The sequence below is a fragment of the Luteibacter sp. UNCMF331Sha3.1 genome (genome assembly GCF_900109915.1).
Classification (GTDB): Bacteria; Pseudomonadota; Gammaproteobacteria; order Xanthomonadales; family Rhodanobacteraceae; genus Luteibacter.
Genome location: NZ_FOBU01000002.1, coordinates 1,371,446 through 1,393,802, shown reverse-complemented (window position 1 = coordinate 1,393,802; position 22,357 = coordinate 1,371,446). Strand labels below are relative to the sequence as shown.

Annotated in this window: 12 protein-coding genes; 3 read left to right on the top strand and 9 right to left on the bottom strand. The window is 68.6% G+C overall.

Going from position 1 to position 22,357, the window contains the following annotated elements; translation table 11 throughout:
• Nucleotides 1-6: 6 nt before the first annotated feature.
• The gene (locus BMX32_RS14710; RefSeq protein WP_089979854.1) at nucleotides 7-3,750 is read right to left on the bottom strand and encodes a hypothetical protein; all 3,744 of its coding nucleotides are present in this window, start codon (nucleotides 3,748-3,750) and stop codon (nucleotides 7-9) included.
• The gene (locus BMX32_RS14705) at nucleotides 3,747-11,666 is read right to left on the bottom strand and encodes an SdrD B-like domain-containing protein (protein WP_170843676.1); all 7,920 of its coding nucleotides are present in this window, start codon (nucleotides 11,664-11,666) and stop codon (nucleotides 3,747-3,749) included. The genes BMX32_RS14710 and BMX32_RS14705 overlap by 4 nt, the downstream gene beginning before the upstream one ends.
• A 444-nt stretch (nucleotides 11,667-12,110) precedes the next feature.
• Between BMX32_RS14705 and BMX32_RS14700 the strand changes: the two genes are divergently transcribed.
• Complete coding sequence (locus BMX32_RS14700) at nucleotides 12,111-13,181, top strand: redoxin domain-containing protein (protein WP_170843675.1); 1,071 nt, start codon at nucleotides 12,111-12,113, stop codon at nucleotides 13,179-13,181.
• 116 nt (nucleotides 13,182-13,297) lie between these two features.
• Here the strand turns inward: BMX32_RS14700 and BMX32_RS14695 are convergent, their stop codons facing one another.
• The gene (locus BMX32_RS14695) at nucleotides 13,298-14,851 is read right to left on the bottom strand and encodes an MDR family MFS transporter (RefSeq protein WP_211664231.1); all 1,554 of its coding nucleotides are present in this window, start codon (nucleotides 14,849-14,851) and stop codon (nucleotides 13,298-13,300) included.
• 108 nt (nucleotides 14,852-14,959) lie between these two features.
• On the opposite strand from BMX32_RS14695, the gene BMX32_RS14690 reads away from it, so the two are divergent.
• Nucleotides 14,960-15,622, top strand: coding sequence for a TetR/AcrR family transcriptional regulator (locus BMX32_RS14690; protein ID WP_089979848.1), 663 nt, complete (start codon nucleotides 14,960-14,962; stop codon nucleotides 15,620-15,622).
• 28 nt (nucleotides 15,623-15,650) lie between these two features.
• Nucleotides 15,651-16,310 carry an HAD-IA family hydrolase gene (locus tag BMX32_RS14685; protein WP_089979845.1) on the top strand — a complete coding sequence of 220 codons (660 nt, stop codon included), beginning with the start codon at nucleotides 15,651-15,653 and terminating at the stop codon, nucleotides 16,308-16,310.
• On the opposite strand, the gene BMX32_RS14680 is transcribed toward BMX32_RS14685, so the two are convergent.
• From BMX32_RS14680 to zwf, 6 genes are all read right to left on the bottom strand, one after another.
• On the bottom strand, nucleotides 16,294-17,667 hold the full coding sequence (locus BMX32_RS14680; protein WP_170843674.1) for a serine hydrolase domain-containing protein: 1,374 nt from the start codon (nucleotides 17,665-17,667) through the stop codon (nucleotides 16,294-16,296). The genes BMX32_RS14685 and BMX32_RS14680 overlap by 17 nt on opposite strands.
• A gap of 100 nt (nucleotides 17,668-17,767) precedes the next feature.
• A complete protein-coding gene (locus BMX32_RS14675) occupies nucleotides 17,768-18,523 on the bottom strand; it encodes a LytR/AlgR family response regulator transcription factor (protein WP_211664230.1) in 756 nt (251 codons plus the stop codon).
• Complete coding sequence (locus tag BMX32_RS14670; protein WP_170843673.1) at nucleotides 18,520-19,599, bottom strand: sensor histidine kinase; 1,080 nt, start codon at nucleotides 19,597-19,599, stop codon at nucleotides 18,520-18,522. Before BMX32_RS14670 ends, BMX32_RS14675 begins: the two co-directional genes overlap by 4 nt.
• Before the next feature lie 94 nt (nucleotides 19,600-19,693).
• Nucleotides 19,694-20,203 carry a peptide-methionine (S)-S-oxide reductase MsrA gene (msrA, locus tag BMX32_RS14665; RefSeq protein WP_089979839.1) on the bottom strand — a complete coding sequence of 170 codons (510 nt, stop codon included), beginning with the start codon at nucleotides 20,201-20,203 and terminating at the stop codon, nucleotides 19,694-19,696.
• Entirely contained in the window at nucleotides 20,200-20,661 is a 462-nt protein-coding gene (msrB, locus tag BMX32_RS14660) for a peptide-methionine (R)-S-oxide reductase MsrB (RefSeq protein WP_089979837.1), read from the bottom strand. The genes msrA and msrB overlap by 4 nt, the downstream gene beginning before the upstream one ends.
• A gap of 111 nt (nucleotides 20,662-20,772) precedes the next feature.
• Nucleotides 20,773-22,266 (bottom strand): glucose-6-phosphate dehydrogenase, encoded by a 1,494-nt coding sequence (gene zwf, locus BMX32_RS14655; RefSeq protein ID WP_089979835.1) that lies wholly within the window; start codon nucleotides 22,264-22,266, stop codon nucleotides 20,773-20,775.
• Between the last annotated feature and the right edge of the window lie 91 nt (nucleotides 22,267-22,357).

Sequence of the window (22,357 nt, the reverse complement as noted above, 5' to 3'; positions counted from 1 at the left end):
ACGCGATCAGAAGGTGGAGAGCACGTTCACGAACACGCCGCGGTTGTGATACGACAGGTTGGTGAGGTCGTCGGAGAAGTTGCTGAAGTTGTAACCGACGCCGACCTTCATGTGCTTCGCGATGTAGCGGTACACGCCGACCAGCACGCCCTGCTTGCTGTCCTTCGCTTCGCGCGCGTCGAGACGGCGCAGTTCGACCAGTCCGCTCCAGTGGCGCACGAACTTCCACTCGGCGCGCACCACGTAGAGCTGCGCCGTGCTGTCGAACCAGTCGCCGGCGGTACGCGTGGGCTTCAGGCTGCCCCAGCGGTAACCGTATTTCGCGCCCAGCGACAGCCACGTCGTGGCATCCCAGATCGTATCGACCGACACCACCCTGCTCTTCTGGCTGTAGTCGGCCACTTGCGTGTTCGCGCCGAGCAGGCTGTCCGCGCCGCCAAGACCGGAAGACGGCGACAGCTGCCCCGGCGACGGAAGGTCGTACATGTACGTGAACTTGATCAGCGTGTTCCAGCGATCGTTGTCCACCGGACGGAACGCGCCGCCCAGGACGGCTTCCGTGTAGTTGCCGTCGAAGAACACGCCCTGGCTCGAACCGCTGCGCGCGAGGTCCACCTTGCCGAGCAGACGCCAGGCGGGCGTGAGCTGGCTGCCAACGGTGTTCCGCGTGAGCCACGATGTGCGTCGACCGGAAAGATCGCTGCTCTCGTACCGGTACTCGACGCTCGACGCCCACTTGGTCATCGCATCCTTGTAGGCCACGGAAATGCTGCTGGCCTGTCGGCGGACGTCGCCCGCGAGCGGATCCGACACCGTACCCTCTTCCATCTTGAAGCCGGTGGTCCAGCGGTCGTTCGGCGCGAGGTCGATGCCGAACGCGTGAATCAGGCTGTCCTGCCCGCTTCCCGTCGTCTGCCGCGTTTCCTCGTACATGCCGACGCGGTCGTTGAGCTTCGTGCGCGCACCGGCCAGCATCGTGCCGAAGCGACCGCGGTACGCGAGGTCGGGCCGTTCCGTTTCCATCAGGTACTGCGCGTAGACGTTGCTGCGGTCGTCGATGCGGTAATCCGTGCCCAGCTTGCCACCTGGCCCACCATCGCCTTCCGACACTTCGCCGTTGACGTGGATACGGTCCGTCGCCTGCCAGCCCGCGCCGATACCGTTGCGGTCGTTCTCGCTGCGGTCGCCGCTGCGCGTGACCGTCTGCTGCACGAAACCGTAGGCGTTCCACGAGTCGAGCACGGTCGGCAGCGCCTTCCGGTCCTTCTCGTTCACCGCGGACTGGTAATCGATGCGCGCAATGGCGTCCGTGCGCTCGCCGTGCTCCGCGAGGATGTCGCTCCGGATGATCGCCGTGTCGGCCACGCCGCGATCTTCCGCGCGAACGCCGAGGCTGGCCGCCCACTGCGGATTCAGCTGCTGGCGTACCGCCGCCTCCTCGACGTCGACATCCTGGCTCGCGGCGCTGCGACGATCCGCCTTCGCCGTGATGTCGGTGTTCGCGCCGATGGGAACGTCGGCGCGCGCACCGGCCTGCCGCGTGGCCTCGCCGCCCAGCGTGAGCTGGCCCGGGGCGGAGAACCCGTTGCCGCGATCCTGCCAGTACGCCGAGAGATTGCCCTTCATCGACTCGCTGAGGTCGGCCAGCGATACCGCGCCCTCGAGGCGCTGCGCGTTCGCGTTGCCGCCCACCGACTGCTGCTGGAAGCCGAAGCCGCCGTCGATGGACGAGATACCGCCCATGCCGCCACCTTCCGAACGCGCCACTTCGGCGCGCACGAACGTACCCGGCTTGTAGCGCAGCGTGCCGTCGAGGCCGCCGAGCTTCTGGTCCGTACCGTCGCCCGACTGCCGGTAGCTGGTCGCGCCGAGCCGCACGTGATCGTTGAACCAGTGTTCGCCGCGCGCACCCGTGGCGAGCTGGTCGATCTCCGTGGCCCCCGGCACGTACTCGTAATTCACGACGAGATACGCCGGATTGCCCGAGAGGCTGCCCACGTTGACGATGCCCGCGCCATCTGCGACGGACGAGAGCGGCTTCTGCAGCAGCACGCGGCCTTGCAGGTAGTTGAGGTCGTAATCCGAGCCCGGCACGAGCAGCGTGCGCTGGAGCACGAGGCCCGAATCGCGGTCGCGGATTTCCACGAACACGCGCTCCGAACCGACCGTCACGTCCTGACGGTGCAGGTAATACAGCGACCCGCCGGTACCGCGGAACTCCTCCCGCGACGCCACCGTGCCCGGATCCGCCGCGAAGGCGTTGATGCTGGTCCGGCGTTCGCCGAGCGATGTCGTCTCCTGCGCCTTCCACAGGAGGTTCGCGCCGTACAGGCCGCGCGAGTACTGCGTCAGCTCGGTGCCCGTCCACGACGTGAGGAAGTTGCCCCACATCACCTCGCCATCGTTCCTGGCGGCCTTGACGTAGAACTTGCCCTGCGTCGGCGCATCGTCGATCGCGGTCGAATTGTCGCCGTACACCGGATAGTAGGTATCGGGATCGATGCGGCGCAGGAGGTATCGCGGATCCTTGCTGGCGAAGTTGCTGAAAAGGTCGTACAGCGGCTGTTCGCGCGTATCCGCCGACGCGGTGAGGCGCACGCCGTTATCGAACTGTCCCTTCGTGTAGAACGCCAGGCGTCCGTCGACGAGACTCGTCTTGACGTCGTTGCGCAACGACGGATCGACCAGCGTCGCGTTCGCCGACGCGTGACCGTGGCTGGCCGTGATATCGGCCACCCCGACGTAGAACCAGTCGTTGCCCGGGATGGTGATCGTGCGGCGGTACGACGTGCCCGCGACGTCGACGTCCACCACGTGATTGCCCGACGGCATGATCTGCTGCATCGCGAACTTGCCATCCCGCCCGACCGGCACATCGGCGTTCAGCGCGTGCACGGCGGTGCGCGGATCGGGCACGCGACCGTTCACGGTCACGGTGCCGCCATGCACGGGGATGTTGGCGATGGCGCGGCTGTCCTCGCCGAATCCGACGAGCGCTTCGCGGTCCGGGCTCTCCAGATCGTCGTGGCGCGTCTGACGGTCGACCAGCGTGAGCTGCTTCGGCAGCGTTTCGTCGAAACGGCCCTTGCGGTCGACGACACGCAGCACGAAGAACAGGTCGGCGGGCGTATCGGCCGGCACCTCCCACGCGCCGGTGCGGCCCAGCGTCATCGGGATCGTGGCGAGCGGCGTTTCCTGCACACTCGCGCCGCGCGGAAACACGCGGATTTCCGCATGATCGATCCACGCCGCGTAATTGCTCCAGCCGCGGAAGACCACCGGACGGCCGCGCTCGACACCGTTCGGCGACGTCCACGCGTTGAGCAGCGGCTTCACTTCGATCGGGTCGTAGCGCACCTGCACCGTGTCGTTCGCGAGCGCGACGTCCACGCAACGCTGACGGTCCGCGTCGTTCGCGATCTGGCCGTTCGCGGGTGCGCCGTCGACGCTGACGACGAACGGCAGCGACGTCGTGGGCACCGGCTGACCGGCGGGATCGCCGCCGCAGGCGACGGCGTCGGGCCCGTCGATCTGACTGCGCACCGCGGCGCCGTCGACGGCGACCTTGCGGTCCACCTCGCTGGATGGCGGCATGGCCGACGGCACGGTAGCGCCGTCGTTCACCACGCGACCGTCGTCGCGGGACTGCTGCGGTGCGCGCACCGCATCGACCGCCGAGGCATGGCCGGTACTGGCGTACAGCGCCAGGCCGACGATCACGGCGAGGGGATGGCGACGGAGCGCGATCATGGCTGCACCTCGATGACTTCCTGTTCGATCACGACGGGCGGCCGGTCGCCGGAGCGTTCCCAGTCGTCGTCGATCCGATGCTCCAGCGCGCGCAGGCGCTTGTTCGCCACGTCGCGCGTCTCGCCGGCGGCGAGGTGATACGCGAGACGCAGCACCACGGGCTGGCCCTTCATCCGCTCGTAGAGCGAAGGAAGCTGGTCGGCATAGGTGCGCGCGAGACCGTTGCCGTCGCCCGCGAACGCGGCCGACGAGACGTCGAGGCGAACGACGCGATGCAGCGCGACGCCGAAGTTGAGCTTCGCCATCTTGCCCGCGGTCAGGCGCACGTCGCCCGGGTTCTCGGTCGTCAGGCGATAGCCGGTCGGCAGGCTGCGCTCGTCGAGCTTCATGACGTAATTGGCGCCGCGGTCGTGCTCCGGCACGTCGGCGCACGGCACGTGGTAACGGCCCTCGGCATCCGTGGTGACCACGAGGCCACGCGGCGTCGCGAGGCGGATCGCCGGCACGCCGGGTTCGCCCTGGTCCTGGTAGCCGTTGCCGTTGCGATCGTCGAACACCTTGCCGATGAGGTCGGCGCAGTCGAAGGTCGCGTCGGGAACGATGCGCACCACGGCCGTGCCGGTGTTCGACACGACACGGTCGGCGATCTGGTTGAGCGCCCACGCGTTGTTCGTGTATTCGCCCTCGCCCACACCGCTACCGATCACCAGCACGAGCTGCACCACGCGCGTCTGGTTCGGCGCGAAGGTCAGGTCGGGCCAGGTCAGCGTGCGGCCGTTCATCACCGGCTCGCGCGCCACGCCATCGACACGGGCGCTGTCGTTGCGGTACTTGAAGCCCGCCGGCACGAGATCGCGCACGGCGACGTCGGGCACCGTCACGGCGAGCGTGTTGGTCACCTCGATCGTGTACGGCACCAGGTCGCCCTTGGAGACGTTGAGCTTCGACGTCGTCTTGCGCACGCGAAGCGCCCCCTGCAGCACCGGGTCCACCGGGATGTGGTTGCCCGCGACGCCGACCGAGTTCGGCGTGATGACGAACGACAGGTAGTACGGCGGCAGGTCGCCCGACGACGGGGGCGAAGCGAGGTTCGACAGGTGGTACGTCGTGGTGCCGCCCGGCACGGTGAACGACTTGCCGGCCGGGGCATGGATGCCCGACGGCGGCGGCAGGTAGCCCACCGGTGGCTCAACGCGCAACGTGTACGCGCCGGTCGGCGAACCCGGCAGCAGCAGGAACTGGTAGAAACCGTCCGGACCCGTGGTCTGCGTGACGTTGGACGCACCGCCCGCCAGGAACTGCGACGGTACCGGCATGCCGCTCGGATCGAGCAGCGTCACCCGCGCACCGGCCAGCGGCGCACGCGTCACGGAATCGTAGATCACGCCGCTCGGATCGAGCGGAAGATCCTGCTGCACGACGCCGATGCCGGAACCCACGGTCGCGCCGCGGATCTCGGGGACGGCCGCGCCGTGATCGACGGTACCGTTCCACTGCGTGTCCGGGTCCTGCGACAAGGGATAGCCGTAGTAGACGCCGTTCGGGCTGAGGAAGCGGATCTCGTAGCCGCCCTGCGCCGGCACGCCGGTCAGCAGGTAATGGCCGCCCGCGTCGGTCACCGCCGCCGCGACGCCCGGCACGCGCGCGCCGTCGCGGTAGAGCTCGACGCTCCAGCCCGGCAGGCCCGGCTCGCCCGGATCCTGGCTCGATGGGTTGCCCGACGGCTGGTTCAGCCACACGGTACCGGCGATGGTGCCGTCGGCGCCCGTGAGTTCGGGGAAGTCGTAGCCATTGGCATTCGCACCCGGCGACAGCACGATCGCGGTCACGGCGTTCTTGCCCGCGGTGCCGCCGGCGGTACCGACCTGCACGCCACCATCCTTGTAGAGCGGCGGCTGCGTTTCGGTCACGGTGTACGTGCCCGCGACGAGACCGGCGAACTGGTAGCCGCCGTCGGCTGCCGTGGTCGTCGTGCGCGCGATGGTCGATCCATCCGCGCCCTTCCCGCTCAGCACGACGGGAATGCCGGCAAGGCCCGGCTCGCCCGCTTCGTGCTTGCCGTTACCGTTCTTGTCGAAATACACGGCGCCCGAGAGCACGTTGCCGTGGTCCACGAAGTCGTAACCGGTGGCGGCGGTGCCGGGCGTCAGCACGATGTTGCTCACCGCGTCGGTCGCGATGGTGCCGCCGAGGTTGCCGGCATGCGTCGACACGTCGCCGAGGCCCGCCGGCTGCGTTTCGGTCACCGTGTAGGTACCCGGACGCAGGCCGTCGAAGGTGTACGTGCCGTCCGCCGCCGTCGTCGCCGTCTTCGTGACCGACGTACCCTGGTCGTCGATGCCGGTCAGCGTTACCGTGACGCCGCCGAGCCCTTCGTTCTTGTCGGCCTGGTGATTGCCGTCGATATCGTCGTACACCGTGCCCGCGATCGATCCCGGCGTGATCTCCGGAAAGTCGAACTCGGTGAACGTGTGTGCCGGGTCGAACGGAATCGTGCCGATGCGGTTCGGCGTGGCGACGTCGCACGCCGCGCAGGCGGCGCCGTCGAGTTTGCCGTTGACGGCGCGACCGTCGAGATACGTCGCCGGCTGCGTTTCCGTCACGGTGTAGCCGCCCGGTCCCGCGGTGGTCAGGCCGCCGAACAGGTAGGTGCCGTCCGCCGCCGTGGTCGTCGTCGCGTCGACGACGCGGCCGTCGACGTCCGTCCCGGTCAGATGCACCGTGACGCCGCCGATGGCCTTCTCGCCACCCTGGCGCGTACCGTCGTTGTTCGCGTCGAAATAGACCGAACCCGCGATGCCACCGGTGCGTTCGCCGAAGTCGTACGCCGCGCCCTTCGCGCCGGGGCCGACCGGAATCCCGCTGATGACGCTCGTTCCCGCCGCGCCCGCCGTGCCGCCGAGGCTGCCGATGTGCTCGGTGCCGTCGGCGTACGCGCCGGGCTGCGTCTCGGTGATCGTGTAGCCCGCCGCGTTCGACGGCAGGAGGCCGGTGAACACGTAATTGCCGCTGGCGTCGGTGGTCACGGTGACGTTCACCGCCTGTCCGAGCGTATTTGTGCCGGTCAGCGTCACGGTGACGCCCGCGAGGCCGGGTTCGCCCGCGTCGCGGATGCCGTCGTTATCGGCATCGACGAACACGCTGCCGGCGAGCCGCGCCGTGAGTTCGCCGAAGTTGTAGTTGGTGCCGACCTGCGACACGCCGAGCACGATGCCGTCGAACACGTCGTTCGCGGCGTGCGTACCGCCCAGCGAACCGACCTGCTCGGCGCCGTCGAGGTACTGCGGGGGCTGCGTCTCGGCGATGCGATAGGTACCGGCCGGGAGGTTGCTGAACGCATAGGCGCCCGACGCGTCCGTCACGGCCGTCTCGCTCGCGCCGCCGGCGGTGTTGGTCACGGTGACCGTGACGCCCGCGATGCCGGCTTCGCCGCTGTCGCGCACGCCGTTCTCGTTGGCGTCGACGTACACGAAGCCCATCAGGCCCTGGCCGAGCTCGCCGAAGTCGTAACCGGCGCCACTCTCGCCCGCGGCGAGCGCGATGCTGCCGATGTGGTCGTTGCCGACGAGGGTGCCGCGCGTCGCGCCGCCCACCTTGCCGACGGCTTCCGCGCCATCGGTCCACTGCGCGGGCTGGGTTTCGACGATCGCGTAGGTACCCGGTCGCAGGTTCGCGAACTGGTAACCGCCCGCCGCGTCGGTCGTGGTGGTCAGCGACACCGCCGCGCCGAGGTCGTCCGTGCCAGTCAGCGTGATCGTGACGCCGGCGACGCCAGCGGTCTCCGCCCCGTCGTGGACACCGTTGCGATTCGCGTCGATGAAGACCGAACCGGACAGCCCGGTGGGCGGCAGCTCGCCGAAGTTGTACGCGGTGCCGCGCTGACCGACCGCCAGCGTGATGCCCGCGACGACGTCGCCGTTCGCGTCGGCCGTACCTGCCGTGGTGGCGCCGGTACCCGGCGTCGCCTTGCCGCCGAGGAAGCCGGCCGGCTGCGTTTCGGTCACGGTGTAGGTGCCGGGACGCAGGCCGTCGAACGCGTACTTGCCTGCCGCGGTCGTCACGGTCGTGACGTTCACCGCCTGGCCGCGATCATCCGTGCCCGTGAGCGTGACGGACACGCCAGGGATGCCGGTTTCGCCGGCACCGGCGATCAACCCGTCGTTGTTCAGGTCGCGATAGACAGTGCCATCGATGCCCGAGAGCGGCAGTTCGCCGAAGTCGTAACCGGTCTCCGCCTTGTTCGCGAGGAGCGGGATCGCGGTGACCACGTCGTTGCCGGCCGAACCGCCCGCGGTCCCTGCGACGTCGACGCCATCGACCCAGCCGGTGGCCGGCTGCGTCTCGGTGATGGTGTAGGTGCCGGCGGGGAGGAAGTCGAAGCGATAGGCACCGGCGTTATCGGTCACCTTCGTGAACGACACGGTGCTGCCGTCCGTCGCCGTGCCCGTGAGTTTCACGGTCACACCGGCGATACCGTTCTCGCCGCCGTCGCGCACGCCGTTGGCGTTCGCATCGGCGTACACCGAACCGGCGAGCGACGAGGTCGTGATCGACACGCTACCGCTGTTGCTGTCGTTCGCCGGCACCGGGTCTCGCGACGACGTGGTGATAGTCGCCGTGTTGGTATAGGTCGCCGGATTCGCGTTCGGCGCCGTGGTGACGCGCACGGGCACGGTGATGGCCGCCGTCGCGCTCAGTGCCATGTCGTTACCCAGCGCGCAGGTGAACGACGTCGCGCCGGTCGTGCCCGTGCAGGTGCCGAGCGTGGGGAAATCGGACGCGCGACCCGGAGCGATCGACGGCGTGCCCGCAAGGACCATGCCCGCCGGCAGGTTGTCGTTGACGACCACGTCGTCGGCGGCGCCGGGGCCGTTGTTCGTCACGGTGACGACATAGCTGAAGGCGTCGCGGTACGCGACCGTCGTCGGCATGGCGACCTTGCTCGTCACCGCGAGGTCCGCCTTCGCGCGGACCGTCGTGCCTTCGGTCTGCACGTTGTTCGCGGTATTGGACTCGAACGAGGCCGTCTCGTCCGAGCTCACCGTCAGCTTCGTCTGCACCGCGTTGCCCTTGGCGATGCCTTGCAGGAGCACGCTCGCCGTCAGGCTGTTGCCGCTGGCGACACCCGGCCAGACGCACTCGATCGTGCCGTTCACGGCGCCGACCGCGGGCGAGGTGCACACACCCGTCGAGGTCAGCGACTGGAACGAGAGCAACGAGGCGGGCAGATTCGCGACGAGATGCGGGTTCTCCGCGAACGACGGGCCGTTGTTCGTGAGCGTCAGCGTCAGCGTGACGTTGTCGCCGACCGCGACGGGATCCGGGCTGTCCGAAATACCCGCGGACAGGTCGACGATCGGCGCACTCACCGGCACGGCGACCTGTCCCGTGTTGTTCGTGGCGTCGAGTTCGGTGGTGCTCGTGGAGACGGAGGCGGTCGAGTTCAGCGTGGTGTTACGGCTCGCATCGGTCGGGCGCACGATCACCGTGACGGTCTGCGTGACGTTGCGCCCCAGGCCGGCCGTCCAGCTGCAACCGAGGTTCGCGTTGGCGCCGGTGATGAGCGCGTTGGCGCCTGGCTGGGTGGTGCAGCTTCCGCCGCCGCTCGGCGTCGCGGACACGAAGACGGTATTGACCGGAAGCACGGCGGCTAGCGCGGCGTCGAGCGCCTTGCTGTAGTCGCCGTTCTTCACCGTATAGACCAGTGTCAGGTTCTGCCCCGCCGTCGCCGGCGTCGGCGTGCCCGACACGGCGACCGTCATGTCCGCGCGCGCCTCGGTCGTGGTCGTCACCGCGCCGTTGTTATTGCCGTAGTCCGGATCGGCGGTGATGTTGGATACGACGAACGCGCTGTTCGTGCGCGCGCCGCCATCGCCGCCCGGGCGGACCTTCACCGTGACGGTCGGGCACGCGCCGGCCGTGCACTTCAGCACGTCGCCGACGTTGCACGACAGGTTGATGCTGGTCGATGTGACGCCGCTCGCCGAGCATGTGCCCGCGGTCGCACCGGGGTTGGTCACGGTGGCGCTGATGAAGCCCGCGCCCGTCGCGGCGGTGTTCGCGTTGATGAGCGTGTCGAGCAGGTCCGTGAGCACGACGGCCTTCGACGTGCTCTGGCCATCGTTGATCACCTCCATCGTGTACGTCAGCACGTCGCCGGCCGGCAGGCTCGCCTTGTCGGCGGTCTTGACGACGCGCAGATCGGCGGAGTCCGCACCGTCCGACACGCCGACGCCCGACGACACGCAATCGTTCGAGGCGTTGGCATCGGGGGCCGGCGTATCCGTCGACGACGGCACCGCGGACACGCACATGCCGTTGGTCAGCGGCCCGTTGACGTTGGACGCGACCGTGTACGTCACGGCCTGGCTCGTGCCGTTCACCGCCAGCGGCGCGGCCGCGGTGTAGTCGCGCGTGCAGGTCATCGTGCGATCGCCGGCCGTCGTGGTGAACGGCAGCGCCGGGGCGCAGGTCCACCCATTGCCCACGTAGGCCGTGACGGTGATGCCGACGGGGAGCGTGTCCACCATGCGCGCGGTGCCGGTCAGCTTCGACGGTCCGTTGTTCTTCAGCGAGATCGCCCAGTCGAAGCTGGAGCCCACGGTCGCCAGCGCCGGGTTCGGGCCGGTCTTGAACGCCTGCAGGTCCGACGACGGGGCGAGCGTGGTCAGGATCACCGAGCCGCTGTTGTTGGCCGGATTGATTTCCGGCGTGTCGCTCGACGCGGTGGCCGTGTTGGCGACGCCGGATGCGACCGTCTGCGCGAGCACCGGCACCGTGATGTTCGGAAGCGCCACGTTGGCGCCAGCGACGGTCGCGGCGGTCCGCGAACACGTCACGACCTGCCCGGCCGCCGAGCAGCTCCAGCCCGTGCCGGTGGGCGTGCCGTTCACCCTGAACTCGGCGGGCACCGTGTCCGTGACCTTCAGTGCGACCGGCGCGTCGCCGGAATACGACGTGGCCAGCACGTAGTTGAACGTATCGCCCTGGATGAGGGGCGAGGCGCGGCTCGCCGTCTTCACCAGCTTCAGGTCCGTGCCCGGCTGCACGCTCGCGTTGAGCGTGACCCCGTTGTTCGAGCTGTCGGGATCCTGCGCCGCCGACGTGGACGTGACGATGACGCTGCCCGTGAGGGTCAGGGTCGAACCGTTGGCCGCGCCGACGATGCCGTTGATCGTGTAGCTGACGGATGCACCGGTCGCCAGCGTACCCGGGACGTTGCAGGTCAGGGTCTGTGCGGCGACCGAGCAGGCGGACGGAAGCGATCCGGCCACCACGGCGTAGTTCTGCGGCAGCGATGCCTGGACACGCACCGAGGTGGCATCGTTCGGGCCGTTGTTGGTGGCCGTGAAGGTGTAGCCCAGCGTGCTGCCGGCCTGGGGCGTCGCGGTCGTCTGCGTCGCCGTCAGCGCGAGGTCCGCACCCTGCAGCACGTTCACGTTCTTGGGCACGTCGGTGCCGGCCGGACCGGCCGGTCCCTCGTTGGACGTGGCGCTCGCCACATTGGTCAGGGTGCCGGGGCCCGACGTACGCATCTGGATGACGATGGACGCGGAACCGCCGGAGGCGATGTTGCCCATCGCGCAGGTGACCTTGTTCCCCACTGCGGCGCCGCACGACACGGTACCGGGCGTCGGCGCACGCGAGCCGACATACGTCGCGCCGGCCGGAATCGTGTCGATCATCTGCACCGACGTCGCGCCCGTGGTTCCATTGTTGTCGACGCGGACGGTGAACTCGGCGATGGCGCCGGCGGCGACCGGATCGGTCACCGGGTTGTTGTTCACCACCAGATCGGCGGCGGCGAACGCGGGGGTGGCGCCCGCCAGCGCCATCAGGGCGGCGAGCGCGCGCGCGAAGCGACGGCGCGGAGAACGGATCGACGACGTTACGGACTGCATGTCACGTGCCCTCATGGCATTTCGTTCGGCAACACGAACCCGCGGCGCGCATTCCGGAAAATGCGCGCCGGGGAAAGCTTTCTGCGGGAGTGAGTCGGCCGGCGGCAGACACGCACTGGCCCGCCGCACGCCGCGAGAGCGGGTACGGGAGGTCAAGGTGTGATGCGCCATGCGCAAGCTCATCGATCGTCGCGGTGTGCGGCGATCTGCGTCCGGCCCCTGTTCCGGACGCTGGCTTTGGTTGTCGGCCGTCGTGACGGCTCGCCGCGAATCGGACGCGGAACGGCGCGTACTGTACCTGTCTGTGATGTACGTCGCAATCTCATGCGACGACATTTATTGTCCCGTCGTTTCCAACCCGCGATTGGCAACGGAGCGGGCCACATGGCGGTGCAAGCGTTCGGTGCGCCTTTCGTAGTCAGATGAGCGCCTCATCCCCTTCACTCGATGTGCCCGACCATGGTCCGACGCCTGCTCACCTTCCCTGTTCTCCTCGGCCTGGGCATGGCCTCCGGCGCCGCCATCGCACAGGTCGCGCCGCCTGTGGAGGCGAAATCCACGCTGCCGGTCGAAGGCCGGTTGCCCACGCTCGACGGCGCGACGACGTGGATCGGCTCTCCCGCACTCACCGCCGCGTCGCTGCGGGGCAAGGTGGTGCTGGTCGACTTCTGGACCTACTCCTGCATCAATTCGCTACGCCAGGTGCCGTTCCTGCGTGCCTGGGCGCAGCACTACGCCGGTCACGGCCTGGTGGTCATCGGCGTGCATTCGCCCGAGTTCGCGTTCGAGAAGAATCTCGAGAACGTCCGCCGCGCGGTGACTGACATCGCCCCGGGCTTCCCCGTCGCGGTCGACAGCGATCACGCGGTCTGGCAGGCGTTCGACAACGAATACTGGCCGGCGCTCTACATCGTCGACGGCGAAGGCCGCATTCGCCACAAGGTGTTCGGCGAGGGCGAATACGCCGAGACGGAAGCCAGCATCCGCCAGCTGCTCACCGAGGCGGGGCAGACCAACCTGCCGCCCGCCCTCACCTCGGTGCGCACGGTCGGCGTCGAGGTGCAGGCCGACTGGAACGACCTGCGTACCGAAGAAACCTACGTCGGCGCGGCGCGCGCGCAGCGTTTCGTGTCGCCCGGCGGCATGTCCCGCGGTCGCCAGCACACCTACGCCGCCCCGAAAGACCTCTCGAATGGCGACTGGGGTCTCGCGGGCGACTGGACGGTCGGCAACGAGTCCGCGCTGGCGAACGGCGCCGGCGCACGCATCGTGTTCCGGTTCCACGCGCGCGACGTCAACCTCGTGATGGGCCCCTCCGCCGCGGGCAAGCCGGTGCGTTTCCACGTGCTCGTCGACGGCAAGCCGGTCGGCGCCGACCACGGCGTCGATCTGGATGCGGACGGCCGCGGCACCGTGACGGTGCCGCGCATGTACCAGCTCGTCCGCCAGCAGAAGGCGATCCAGGATCGCACGGTGGAGATCGTCTTCGACGATCCGGGCGTGCAGGCGTACTCGTTCACCTTCGGCTAGCGGTAGGTGGAAGCGGCCTCGGCCGCGACGCCCCCCCCTGTGGGAGCGGCCTTGGCCGCGATTTGGGTGCTCGCCACCACCCCCATCGCCCGCAGGCCGGCTCCGACCGGAAAACGTCAGCGCTTCACCTGCCCCGCCCTCAGCGGAATATCGCGCAACCCCCACGCGATCGCGAAACCGATCGCCATCACGACCGCCGCCACCTGGTACACGGTGTGCAACGACGCACCGAACGCGTGCAGGTAGCGTTCGTGGATGGCCGGCGGCATCGCGCGCACGGCGTCGGGGCTGAAGGATCGCGGCGTCGCGGCCTGACCGGCGAACAGGTCCTGCATGCGCGACCGCAGCCCGTTGGTGAAGATCGCGCCGAAGGCCGACACGCCGATCGAGCCGCCGATGGAACGGAACAGCGTGACGCCCGACGTCGCGACACCCAGGTACTTCGCCTCCACGCTGTTCTGCGTCGCGAGGATCAGCACCTGCATCACCATGCCCAGACCGAGGCCGAGGAACCCGGCGTACAGATAGATCAGGAAGATCGGGTCGCCATCGCCCACCGTGGCGAGCAGCAGCAGGGCACCGGTGGCGATGAAGCAACCCGCGATCGGAAACATGCGATAGCGACCGAAACGACTGATCAGACGGCCACTGACGATCGAACTGAGCACGACACCGCCCATCAGCGGCAGCAGCTGCAGCCCCGCGCCCGTCGGCGATACACCCTTCACCACCTGCAGATAGAGCGGCAGGAACGTGGTGGCGCCGAACAATGCGGCACCTACGAAGAAGCCGACGAGGCTGCACAACAGGAACGTTCGGTGACCGAACAGATGCAACGGAATGATCGGCTCCGCCGCGACGCTCTCCTCGTAGACGAAGCCCACGATGCCGACCACGGCGAAGGCCAGGATGAACCACAGCTCGGGCGCGTCCCACGGCAGCATCGTGCCGCCTTCGGTCGTGAACAGGATCAGGCACGTCAGCGCCAGCGTGAGCCAGCCCGCGCCCCAGTAGTCGATGGTGTGGCGCACCTGGCGGGCGTGCGGGTGGAACACCGCCGCGATCACCGCCACGCACAGCGCGCCGAGCGGGATGTTGACGAAGAAGATCCAGCGCCACGACAGGTGATCGACCATGAAGCCGCCCATCAGCGGCCCGATGACCGTCGCCAGCCCGTACACGCCGCCGAACAGGCCCTGGTACTTGCCGCGATCCGCCGGCGGGATCACGTCGCCCACCGACGCCATGGTGACCACGAGCAGACCGCCACCGCCGAGCCCCTGCAACGCGCGGGTGAGGATCAGCTGGGTCATGTCCTGTGCCAGGCCGCAGAGCACCGAACCGACGAGGAAGATGACGATCGCCGTCTGCAGCACGATCTTGCGCCCGAACAGGTCGCCGAACTTGCCGTACAGCGGCACGACCACCGTGGAACTGAGCAGGTACGAGGTCACGACCCAGGAAAGGCGATCGAAGCCGCCGAGTTCGTTGACGATCGTCGGCAGCGCCGTCGACACGATCGTCTGGTCGAGAGCGGCCAGCAGCATCACCAACATCAGCGTGGCGAAGAGCAGGCGCAGCGACGGCGGCCGCGGTGCGTCCGTCGCGACGGTCGCCGGGGCGATGGCCTCCCGCGCGACGGCGGGCGGCGGAGCGAGTTCGGTCGTCACGCGGGCTGGCCTGCAATTAATTAAGTGATGCATTAATATAGGCCCGGGCGTTACCTTCGTCAATCGAGGGGCTCCGCCGGGCCTTCACAGCGCCGAACAGGACACCGCATGACCAGGACTTCCACTCGTCGGGGCAGACCACCGGGCCGGCCGCCGCTCCAGGCCGATGGGCCGGACCAGCGCGAGCGACTGATCGGCATCGCGCTCGCGCTGTTCGCCCGCAACGGCTACGCCGAGACGACGCTCGCCGCGATCGCCCGCGAGGCGGGCATGACGCCGGCCGCGGTCCACTACTATTTCCGCACGCGCGAGCAGCTGTTCGAAACCATCTTCGACGAGCGCATCGTGCCGATGCGTGCCCGGGTCGACGCCATTTTCCAGGAGCACGCCGACGATCCCGTCGCCGCCTTCACGCGGCTGGCCGAGCGTTTCGTGGACGTGGCCGTGGAACAGCCGTGGATCGGCCCGGTGCTCTTCACCGAACTGCTCAGCGGCAATGACCTGTTCAAGCAGCACATGCGCGAACGGACGGACCCGACACGGTTCTCCGCCCTGCTCGCCGCGATCCGCCGCTGGCAGGAGGAAGGCCGGCTCAATCCGGACCTCGATCCCGCGCTGCTGATGACGACGCTACCGAGCCTCACGTTCCTGCCCATGGCCGCGCTGCGGAAATGGGCCGACGATCCGGCGCGGCGCCACATCGACGCGGGCGTCATCGCGCGACACGCGGTCGCGCTCCTGTCGCAAGGCCTGCAACCGCCCAGGGCGTAGAATGTCCGCTTTGTGCCGGAGCATCCCCTTGGCCTTTCCCTACTCCCTCGTCATCTTCGATCTCGACGGCACGCTCGTCGACAGCGTGAAGGACATCGCCGAATCGGTTAACCGCACGCTGCGCGACTGGAAACTGCCGACGCGGGACGAGGCCACCATCGAGCGCTGGATCGGCGAAGGCTCCCGCCGGCTGATCACCTATGCCTTCAGGGACGCCGGCAGCGACGCGGACATCGACGACGTGATGCCCGGCTTCCTCGTGCATTACAAGGAGACCGCGCTCGACGCGGTCGCGTACGACGGCGTGGTCGACACGCTCGCGGCGCTGCACGCGCAGGGTGTGAAGGTCGCCGTGTGCACGAACAAGAACGAAGAATTCGTGCGCCCGCTGCTGGAGGTGCGCGGCATGCTGCCGTACGTCGACGGCATCGTCGGCGGCAACACGATGCCCGAACGCAAGCCCAGTGGCGTGCCGTTGACCTGGCTGGCGAACCAGGCCGGCGTCGCCGTCGCCGATACGCTGATGGTGGGCGATTCGGAAAGCGACATGCTCGCGGCGCACGATGCGGGCACCGCGCTGGTCATGGTCACGTATGGCTACCGCAAGGAGCTCGACCTCGCCAGCGCAGGGGCCGTGGCACTCATCGATCGCATGCCCGACCTGCTCGGGATCACGCGCCCGCGATAGCCGCCGCGATGAGGGCCACGTCGTCGGCGATGCCGAAGTCCGGCGGTGCCGAGTAGCCGAACCGCACCACGACGAGCCGCTGCGACGGCACGATGTAGATCCGCTGGCCCATCGTGCCGCTCGCGAAGAAACCGTCCTTGGGAAAGCCCGCCGCCACGCGGCGCGCCGCGAATTCGCTGGGGCCGTCGTTCGTCCAGAAGCCCGCGCCGTATGGCGTGCCCAGCGTCGACCGGCGCGACCACGCCACCCACCCCTCCGGCAGGATGCGATGGCCGTCGGGCGCCACGCCGTCGCGCAGGTAGAGCATGCCGAGACGCGCATAGTCGCGCGCGCTGGCGTACACGAACGTCGACCCGACGAACGTGCCCTGCCCGTCGGATTCCATGACGACGTCGCCCATGCCGAGCGGACCGAACAGCTCGCGGCGAGCGAAGGCGCGCAGGCCACCGGGGCCACCGCCGACCTTGTCCGCGATCAGGCGGTCGAGGAGCAAGGTATCCGCCGAGGTGTACTCGAACGTCTTTCCGGGCGGCTCCTTCGCCGGCAACCCGGCCGCGAAACCGGCCATGTCGGCGTGCAGGAACTGCATGCGTGCCACCGGGCTGAAGGCGGACTCCGCTTCCTCGGCGGCAAGACCGCTGCGCATTCGCATCAGGTCCTCGATGGTGATCGACGCACGCGGGTCGCCCGGCGTGCGCCACTCGGGAGCGTCGAGCGGGCGATCCACCCGCACCTGCCCTCTCCCCGCCAGGATTCCGAGGAACGCGTTGGTGAACGACTTCGCCACGGAGAAGCTCAGCAACGGCGTGCGTTCGTCGACGCCATCGGCGTAGCGCTCGGCGATCACGCGTCCGTCCCTGACCACCACCACGGCCTTCACGCGTTTGACGGGTGCGCCCGGCGTTTCGGCGAACACGCGATCGATGGCGGCGGCGAGACCGGGCTGGCTGGCGGCCACGCGATGGTCCGGCGCCAGACCGTCGGCGGCGGGCTGCCACCGATCCGTCGCTGGCGTCAGCGGCCGGTTGCCGGGCAACGCGAGGCGACAGCCGTGTCCCGGGGTGAAATCGGCACGGGCAAGCGTGCGGAAGGGGCCATCGACGTCGACGCGACGCCCCTCGCGCGACACCTGGGGCGTGAGCAGACTTCCGGCGAACGAACCGATCACCGGCACCACGAGTTCGTCGTACGTGCGCGACGGATCCTGTCCACCGACGAAGGTCATGGAGCAGACGTGGTGCGCGGCCACGCCGGCGGCGACGCGCAGGGCGTCGGTGGCCGTCCGGATGCCGATCCAGGCGCCTCCGAGGCAGACCGCGGCGATGGCGACGGCGACGAGCGTGCGATGACGGGTCATGTGTGATCCTCCGTGGTGGGGAGGAAGCATGCCTTCGCGCCTGAGCGTCCGGATCGTCCGTGGGGACGAAGGCCGGCCGCGCAGGGACGAACGCGGGTCGCTAGAGCGCGATGGACGCCGGCAGCGCCGCGAGGTAACGACGCGTCCACGTCACGCGCGCGCCGTCGACCATCAGCAGCCGCCGCTCGCCATCGGGCCACGGCTGCACCTGCCGGATGGCGTCGAGCCGTACGATCGTCGAGCGATTCACGCGCGCGAAGCGGCCGGGATGCAGGCGCGCCAGCATGGCATCGAGGGTGCCGCGCAAACGGCGCGGCGTGCCGTCGACATAGGCGTGGAGGTAATTACGGTCGGATTCGAACCGGTCGATGCGCTCCACGGGCACGAGTTCGGCGGTGTCGCCACTCGGCAGCAACACGCGTTCGAGGTAATGCGCCGCTCGCGGCGCCCCGTCGATGAGGCCGTCGAGCCGCCCTTCGATACCCAGCGCCGGCTTCACCTTCGCGCACAGTCGCTCGATGGCCCGCGCGAAACGTTCCGGGCCGACGGGCTTCAGCAGGTAATCGAACGCGTGCACTTCGAACGCGCGCACCGCCTCGTCGTCGTGCGCCGTGACGAACACGACCTCCGCGGGCAGCGGATCGCCGAGCACCTGCAGCAGTCCGAAGCCGTCCATGCCGGGCATCGTGATGTCGAGGAAGACCACGTCGGGCCGCTCGCGATGGATCAGGGCGACCGCCGAGGGCCCGTCGACGGCCTCGCCGACCCAGCGCACGCCGTCGTTCTCGGCCAGCAGCCGGCGCAGCTTGGCGCGGGCGGGCGCTTCGTCGTCGACGACTATCGCGCGCAGGCTCACGCGGCCTCCCATCGACGCGCGGGCAGCCAGACCGTGACGACGCTGCCGCCCTCCGCCACGGGTTCGAGCCGGACGCCGGCGTCGTCGCCATAGAGGTGGCGCAGACGCGCGCCCACGTTGCCGAGGCCGATGCCATGCCCGGCGCGCACGGTATCGACACCCCCGGCATCGCGCACGCGAACGGTGAGACGCCCGGCCTGGCGCGTGGCATCGATACGCACGCTCCGGTCGTCGCCACTGCCGCCGTGCTCGATCGCGTTCTCCACGAGCGGCTGGAGCAGCAGGAACGGAACGCGCAGCTCATGGAGCGACGGGTCGTCGTCGAGCACCACGTCCAGCCCCTCGCCGAAGCGCGCACGCTGGATGTCGGTGTAGAGGGACACGAGCCGCCATTCCTCGGAAAGCGAGTGTTCCTGGGCTTTCGCGGACAGCGTCGCGCGCAGCAGCTCGCCGATGCGCGAAAGCATCTCGTCGGCGATCCTCGGACGCTCGTACATCAGCTCCGACACCGCGTTGAGCGTGTTGAACAGGAAATGGGGATTGAGCTGCAGCCGCAGGGCCTCGAGACGCGCTTCGGACAGCGCGGCTTCCAGCTGCACCGCGCGCAGTTCGCGCGCCTTGCCCTCGCGATACCGCGCGAAGAGCCAGAAACCGGCGACGATCACCACGTAGAAGAAGAGCTGGGTCGGCACTTCCATCAGGTAGTGCCACACGTCCGGCGCGTACGCGTAATCGGGAAGGTTCGCCACCCGGAAGACGATCTGGCGCAACCCGATCATGAGGCTCGCCTGCGCGATCGAGAGGCCGGCGAAGATGCCCACGTGCGCGTACCACGTCCATCGGACGCGACGCAGCGCGGAGAACAGGAGGGGCAGGAACGCGCCGAAACTCAACGAGCCGGTCAGTTCCTCGAGGAGCTTGGGAAGGTACGGCGTGACGTGGTCGTTGGCGACACCGACCAGATAACGATTGGTCGCGCGCAGGAAGGCGATGGCGACAAGCAGGACGAGCCACAGCAACGCGCCGCGACGACGCCAGAAGGACCGCCGCCGGTCCGCGGAATACGCGCTATCCATGTCGACACGAGCCCCCTCGTTCCGGTGCGCCCCGTACCGGGTGCACATCCCCTGCCGGCCCTTATACCAGAGCCGGCAGGGAGGTGGGTGTACGTCAGGCGGCGCGCTTCGGCAGCACCCAGTCGGGGCGGATGAAGTGGCAGGTGTAACCGTTGGGGTACTTCTCCAGGTAATCCTGGTGCTCGGGTTCGGCTTCCCAGAAGGCGCCGGCCGGCTCGATCGAGGTCACGACCCTGCCCGGCCACAGGCCCGACGCGTTCACGTCGGCCACCGTGTCTTCCGCGACCGCTTTCTGCGCGTCGTCGAGGTAGAAGATCGCCGAACGGTAGCTGAGGCCGATGTCGTTGCCCTGCCGGTCCTTCGTCGTCGGATCGTGGATCTGGAAGAAGAACTCCAGCACCTTGCGGTAGCTGAGCTTCGCCGGATCGAACTCGATCTCGATGCCTTCGGCATGCGTGCCATGGTTGCGGTAGGTGGCGTTCGGCACGTCGCCGCCCGTGTAACCCACGCGCGTGGAGATCACGCCAGGCTGCTTGCGGATCAGGTCCTGCATGCCCCAGAAGCAGCCACCGGCGAGGATCGCTTTCTCGGTCTTGCCAGTCATGCGGCACCTCCCTTCGTGTTGGCGAACAGGCTGGCGTACTGGCCGTAGCCTTCCTTTTCGAGGTCGGCGACAGGCACGAAACGCAGCGACGCGGAATTGATGCAGTAACGCAGGCCGCCCCGGTCGCGCGGGCCGTCGGGGAAGACGTGGCCCAGGTGACTGTCGGCGTGCGTCGAACGCACCTCAGTGCGGACCATGCCGTGGGTCGTGTCCGTCTTTTCCAGCACGTGCTCGCTTTCCAGCGGGGTGGTGAAGCTTGGCCAACCGCACCCGCTGTCGAACTTGTCGAGGGACGAGAACAGCGGCTCGCCCGACACGATGTCCACGTAGATGCCTTCGTCGTGGCTATCGTGGAACGCGTTGTGGAACGGGCGCTCCGTCGCGCTCTCCTGCGTCACGCGGAACTGCTCCGGCGTGAGGCGCGAAAGGGCTTCGGGCGTCTTGCGATACTCGGACATGATGGCCTCCTGAGGGGACATGAGACGAACGCCTTATGGGGGGTGCGACACCCCTGTGCGGCACTCTCCCCATAATGCGGGCGATCGTCTTGTATGCAATGGAGACGGATCTCAGGCGGCGTCGTCTTCCACCCAGGCATGACCCGCCTGACGAAGCAGTTCGCGGGCCGATTCCGGCCCCCAGGTGCCCGCCTCGTAAGTGTCGGGACCAACGGTGTCGTCGCGCCAGCCTTCCAGGATCGGCGTCACCCAGCGCCACGCGGCTTCGGTCTCGTCCTTGCGCACGAACAGCGCCGGGCTGCCCTTCACGGCGTCGAGCATCAGGCCCTCGTACGAGTCGCGGTAGCGGATGCGGTCCGGCTCGCCGAGGCGCGACAGCGCGTCGACTTCGTCGAGGCCGAAGCTGTTGCCGGGCTGCTTGACGAAGAGCGGCAGCGTGACGCTCTCGTTCGGCTGCACGCGGATCACGAGGCGGCTGCCCGGGCGGGCTTCGCCGAACAGCCCCGGCTCGCCGGCGCGGAACTGGATCACGACCTCCGTGACCTTCTCGGGCATGCGCTTGCCCGAGCGCAGGTAGAACGGCACGCCGCGCCAGCGCGGCGTATCGATTTCCGCCTTGAGCGCGACGAAGGTCTCGGTGTTGCTCGGCGTTTCGCCGGGAAGTTCTTCGCGATAGGCGGGAACGGTCCTGCCACCCGCCGTGCCGGCCACGTACTGGCCGCGCGACACGTTGGCGCGCAGGTTCGTGCGATCCAGCGGCTTCAGCGACGTCAGCACGCGCACTTTCTCGTCGCGCAGCGCATCGGCTTCCAGCGACGCCGGACGCTCCATCGCGACCACGGTGAGCACCTGCAGGAGGTGGTTCTGGATCATGTCGCGCAGCGCGCCCGAGCCGTCGTAGTAGCCGCCGCGGCCTTCGAGGCCGACGGTTTCCGCCGCGGTGATCTGCACGTACTCGATCGACTCGTGGTCCCACATCCGCTCGAGCATCGGGTTGGCGAAACGCAGCGCGATGATGTTCTGCACGGCTTCCTTGCCGAGGTAATGGTCGATACGGAAAATGCTGTTCTCGGGGAAATGGCGACCGACGCCCTCATTGACCTTGCGGGCGGTTTCCAGATCGGTGCCGATCGGCTTTTCGAGCACGATGCGCGAGGTGTCCGTGCGCAGGCCCTTCTCGTCCACGTTGCGCGCGATGTCGCCGTAGAGGTCGGGCGCCGTCGCGAGGTAGAACACACGGACGCGCGCGTCCGGCGCCGGACCGGATGCCAGGAGCGTCTTCAGGCCCTCCCAGTTACCCGTCGGGTCCGCGCCGTTGAGGCTCACGTAATGGACCATCGCCAGAAACCGGTCGACGGTCGCGTCGACCAGCTCGTCGGCACGCACGTGCTCGCCCAGCGCCTTGCGTGCCCGCTCGCGATACGAGGCGTCGTCGAGCGGCGACCGCGCCGTGCCGACGATGCGCGAATCGGCGGGCACCTGTCCTTCGGCGAAACGGCGATAGAGCGCCGGCAGCAGCTTGCGCATCGTGAGGTCGCCGGTGGCGCCGAAGATGACGTAATCGAAGGTGTCGACGGGTTCGAGCGGGATCGAAGGGGCATTCATGGCGAGGGTCCGGTAGCTGAAGAGGCGGTAGTCCGCCGTACCGACCCTCAATGCGGCGCACCGGGCGCGATTCAAGTGTTGCAATGCGGAA

What these genes read in the sequence shown, in the direction of transcription:
- zwf (WP_089979835.1), bottom strand. Translation starts at nt 22,266, where the DNA reads ATGAATGCCCCTTCGATCCCGCTCGAACCCGTCGACACCTTCGATTAC.
- BMX32_RS14690 (WP_089979848.1), top strand. Translation starts at nt 14,960, where the DNA reads ATGACCAGGACTTCCACTCGTCGGGGCAGACCACCGGGCCGGCCGCCG.
- BMX32_RS14700 (WP_170843675.1), top strand. Translation starts at nt 12,111, where the DNA reads ATGGTCCGACGCCTGCTCACCTTCCCTGTTCTCCTCGGCCTGGGCATG.
- BMX32_RS14705 (WP_170843676.1), bottom strand. Translation starts at nt 11,666, where the DNA reads ATGAGGGCACGTGACATGCAGTCCGTAACGTCGTCGATCCGTTCTCCG.
- BMX32_RS14670 (WP_170843673.1), bottom strand. Translation starts at nt 19,599, where the DNA reads ATGGATAGCGCGTATTCCGCGGACCGGCGGCGGTCCTTCTGGCGTCGT.
- msrA (WP_089979839.1), bottom strand. Translation starts at nt 20,203, where the DNA reads ATGACTGGCAAGACCGAGAAAGCGATCCTCGCCGGTGGCTGCTTCTGG.
- BMX32_RS14680 (WP_170843674.1), bottom strand. Translation starts at nt 17,667, where the DNA reads ATGACCCGTCATCGCACGCTCGTCGCCGTCGCCATCGCCGCGGTCTGC.
- msrB (WP_089979837.1), bottom strand. Translation starts at nt 20,661, where the DNA reads ATGTCCGAGTATCGCAAGACGCCCGAAGCCCTTTCGCGCCTCACGCCG.
- BMX32_RS14710 (WP_089979854.1), bottom strand. Translation starts at nt 3,750, where the DNA reads ATGATCGCGCTCCGTCGCCATCCCCTCGCCGTGATCGTCGGCCTGGCG.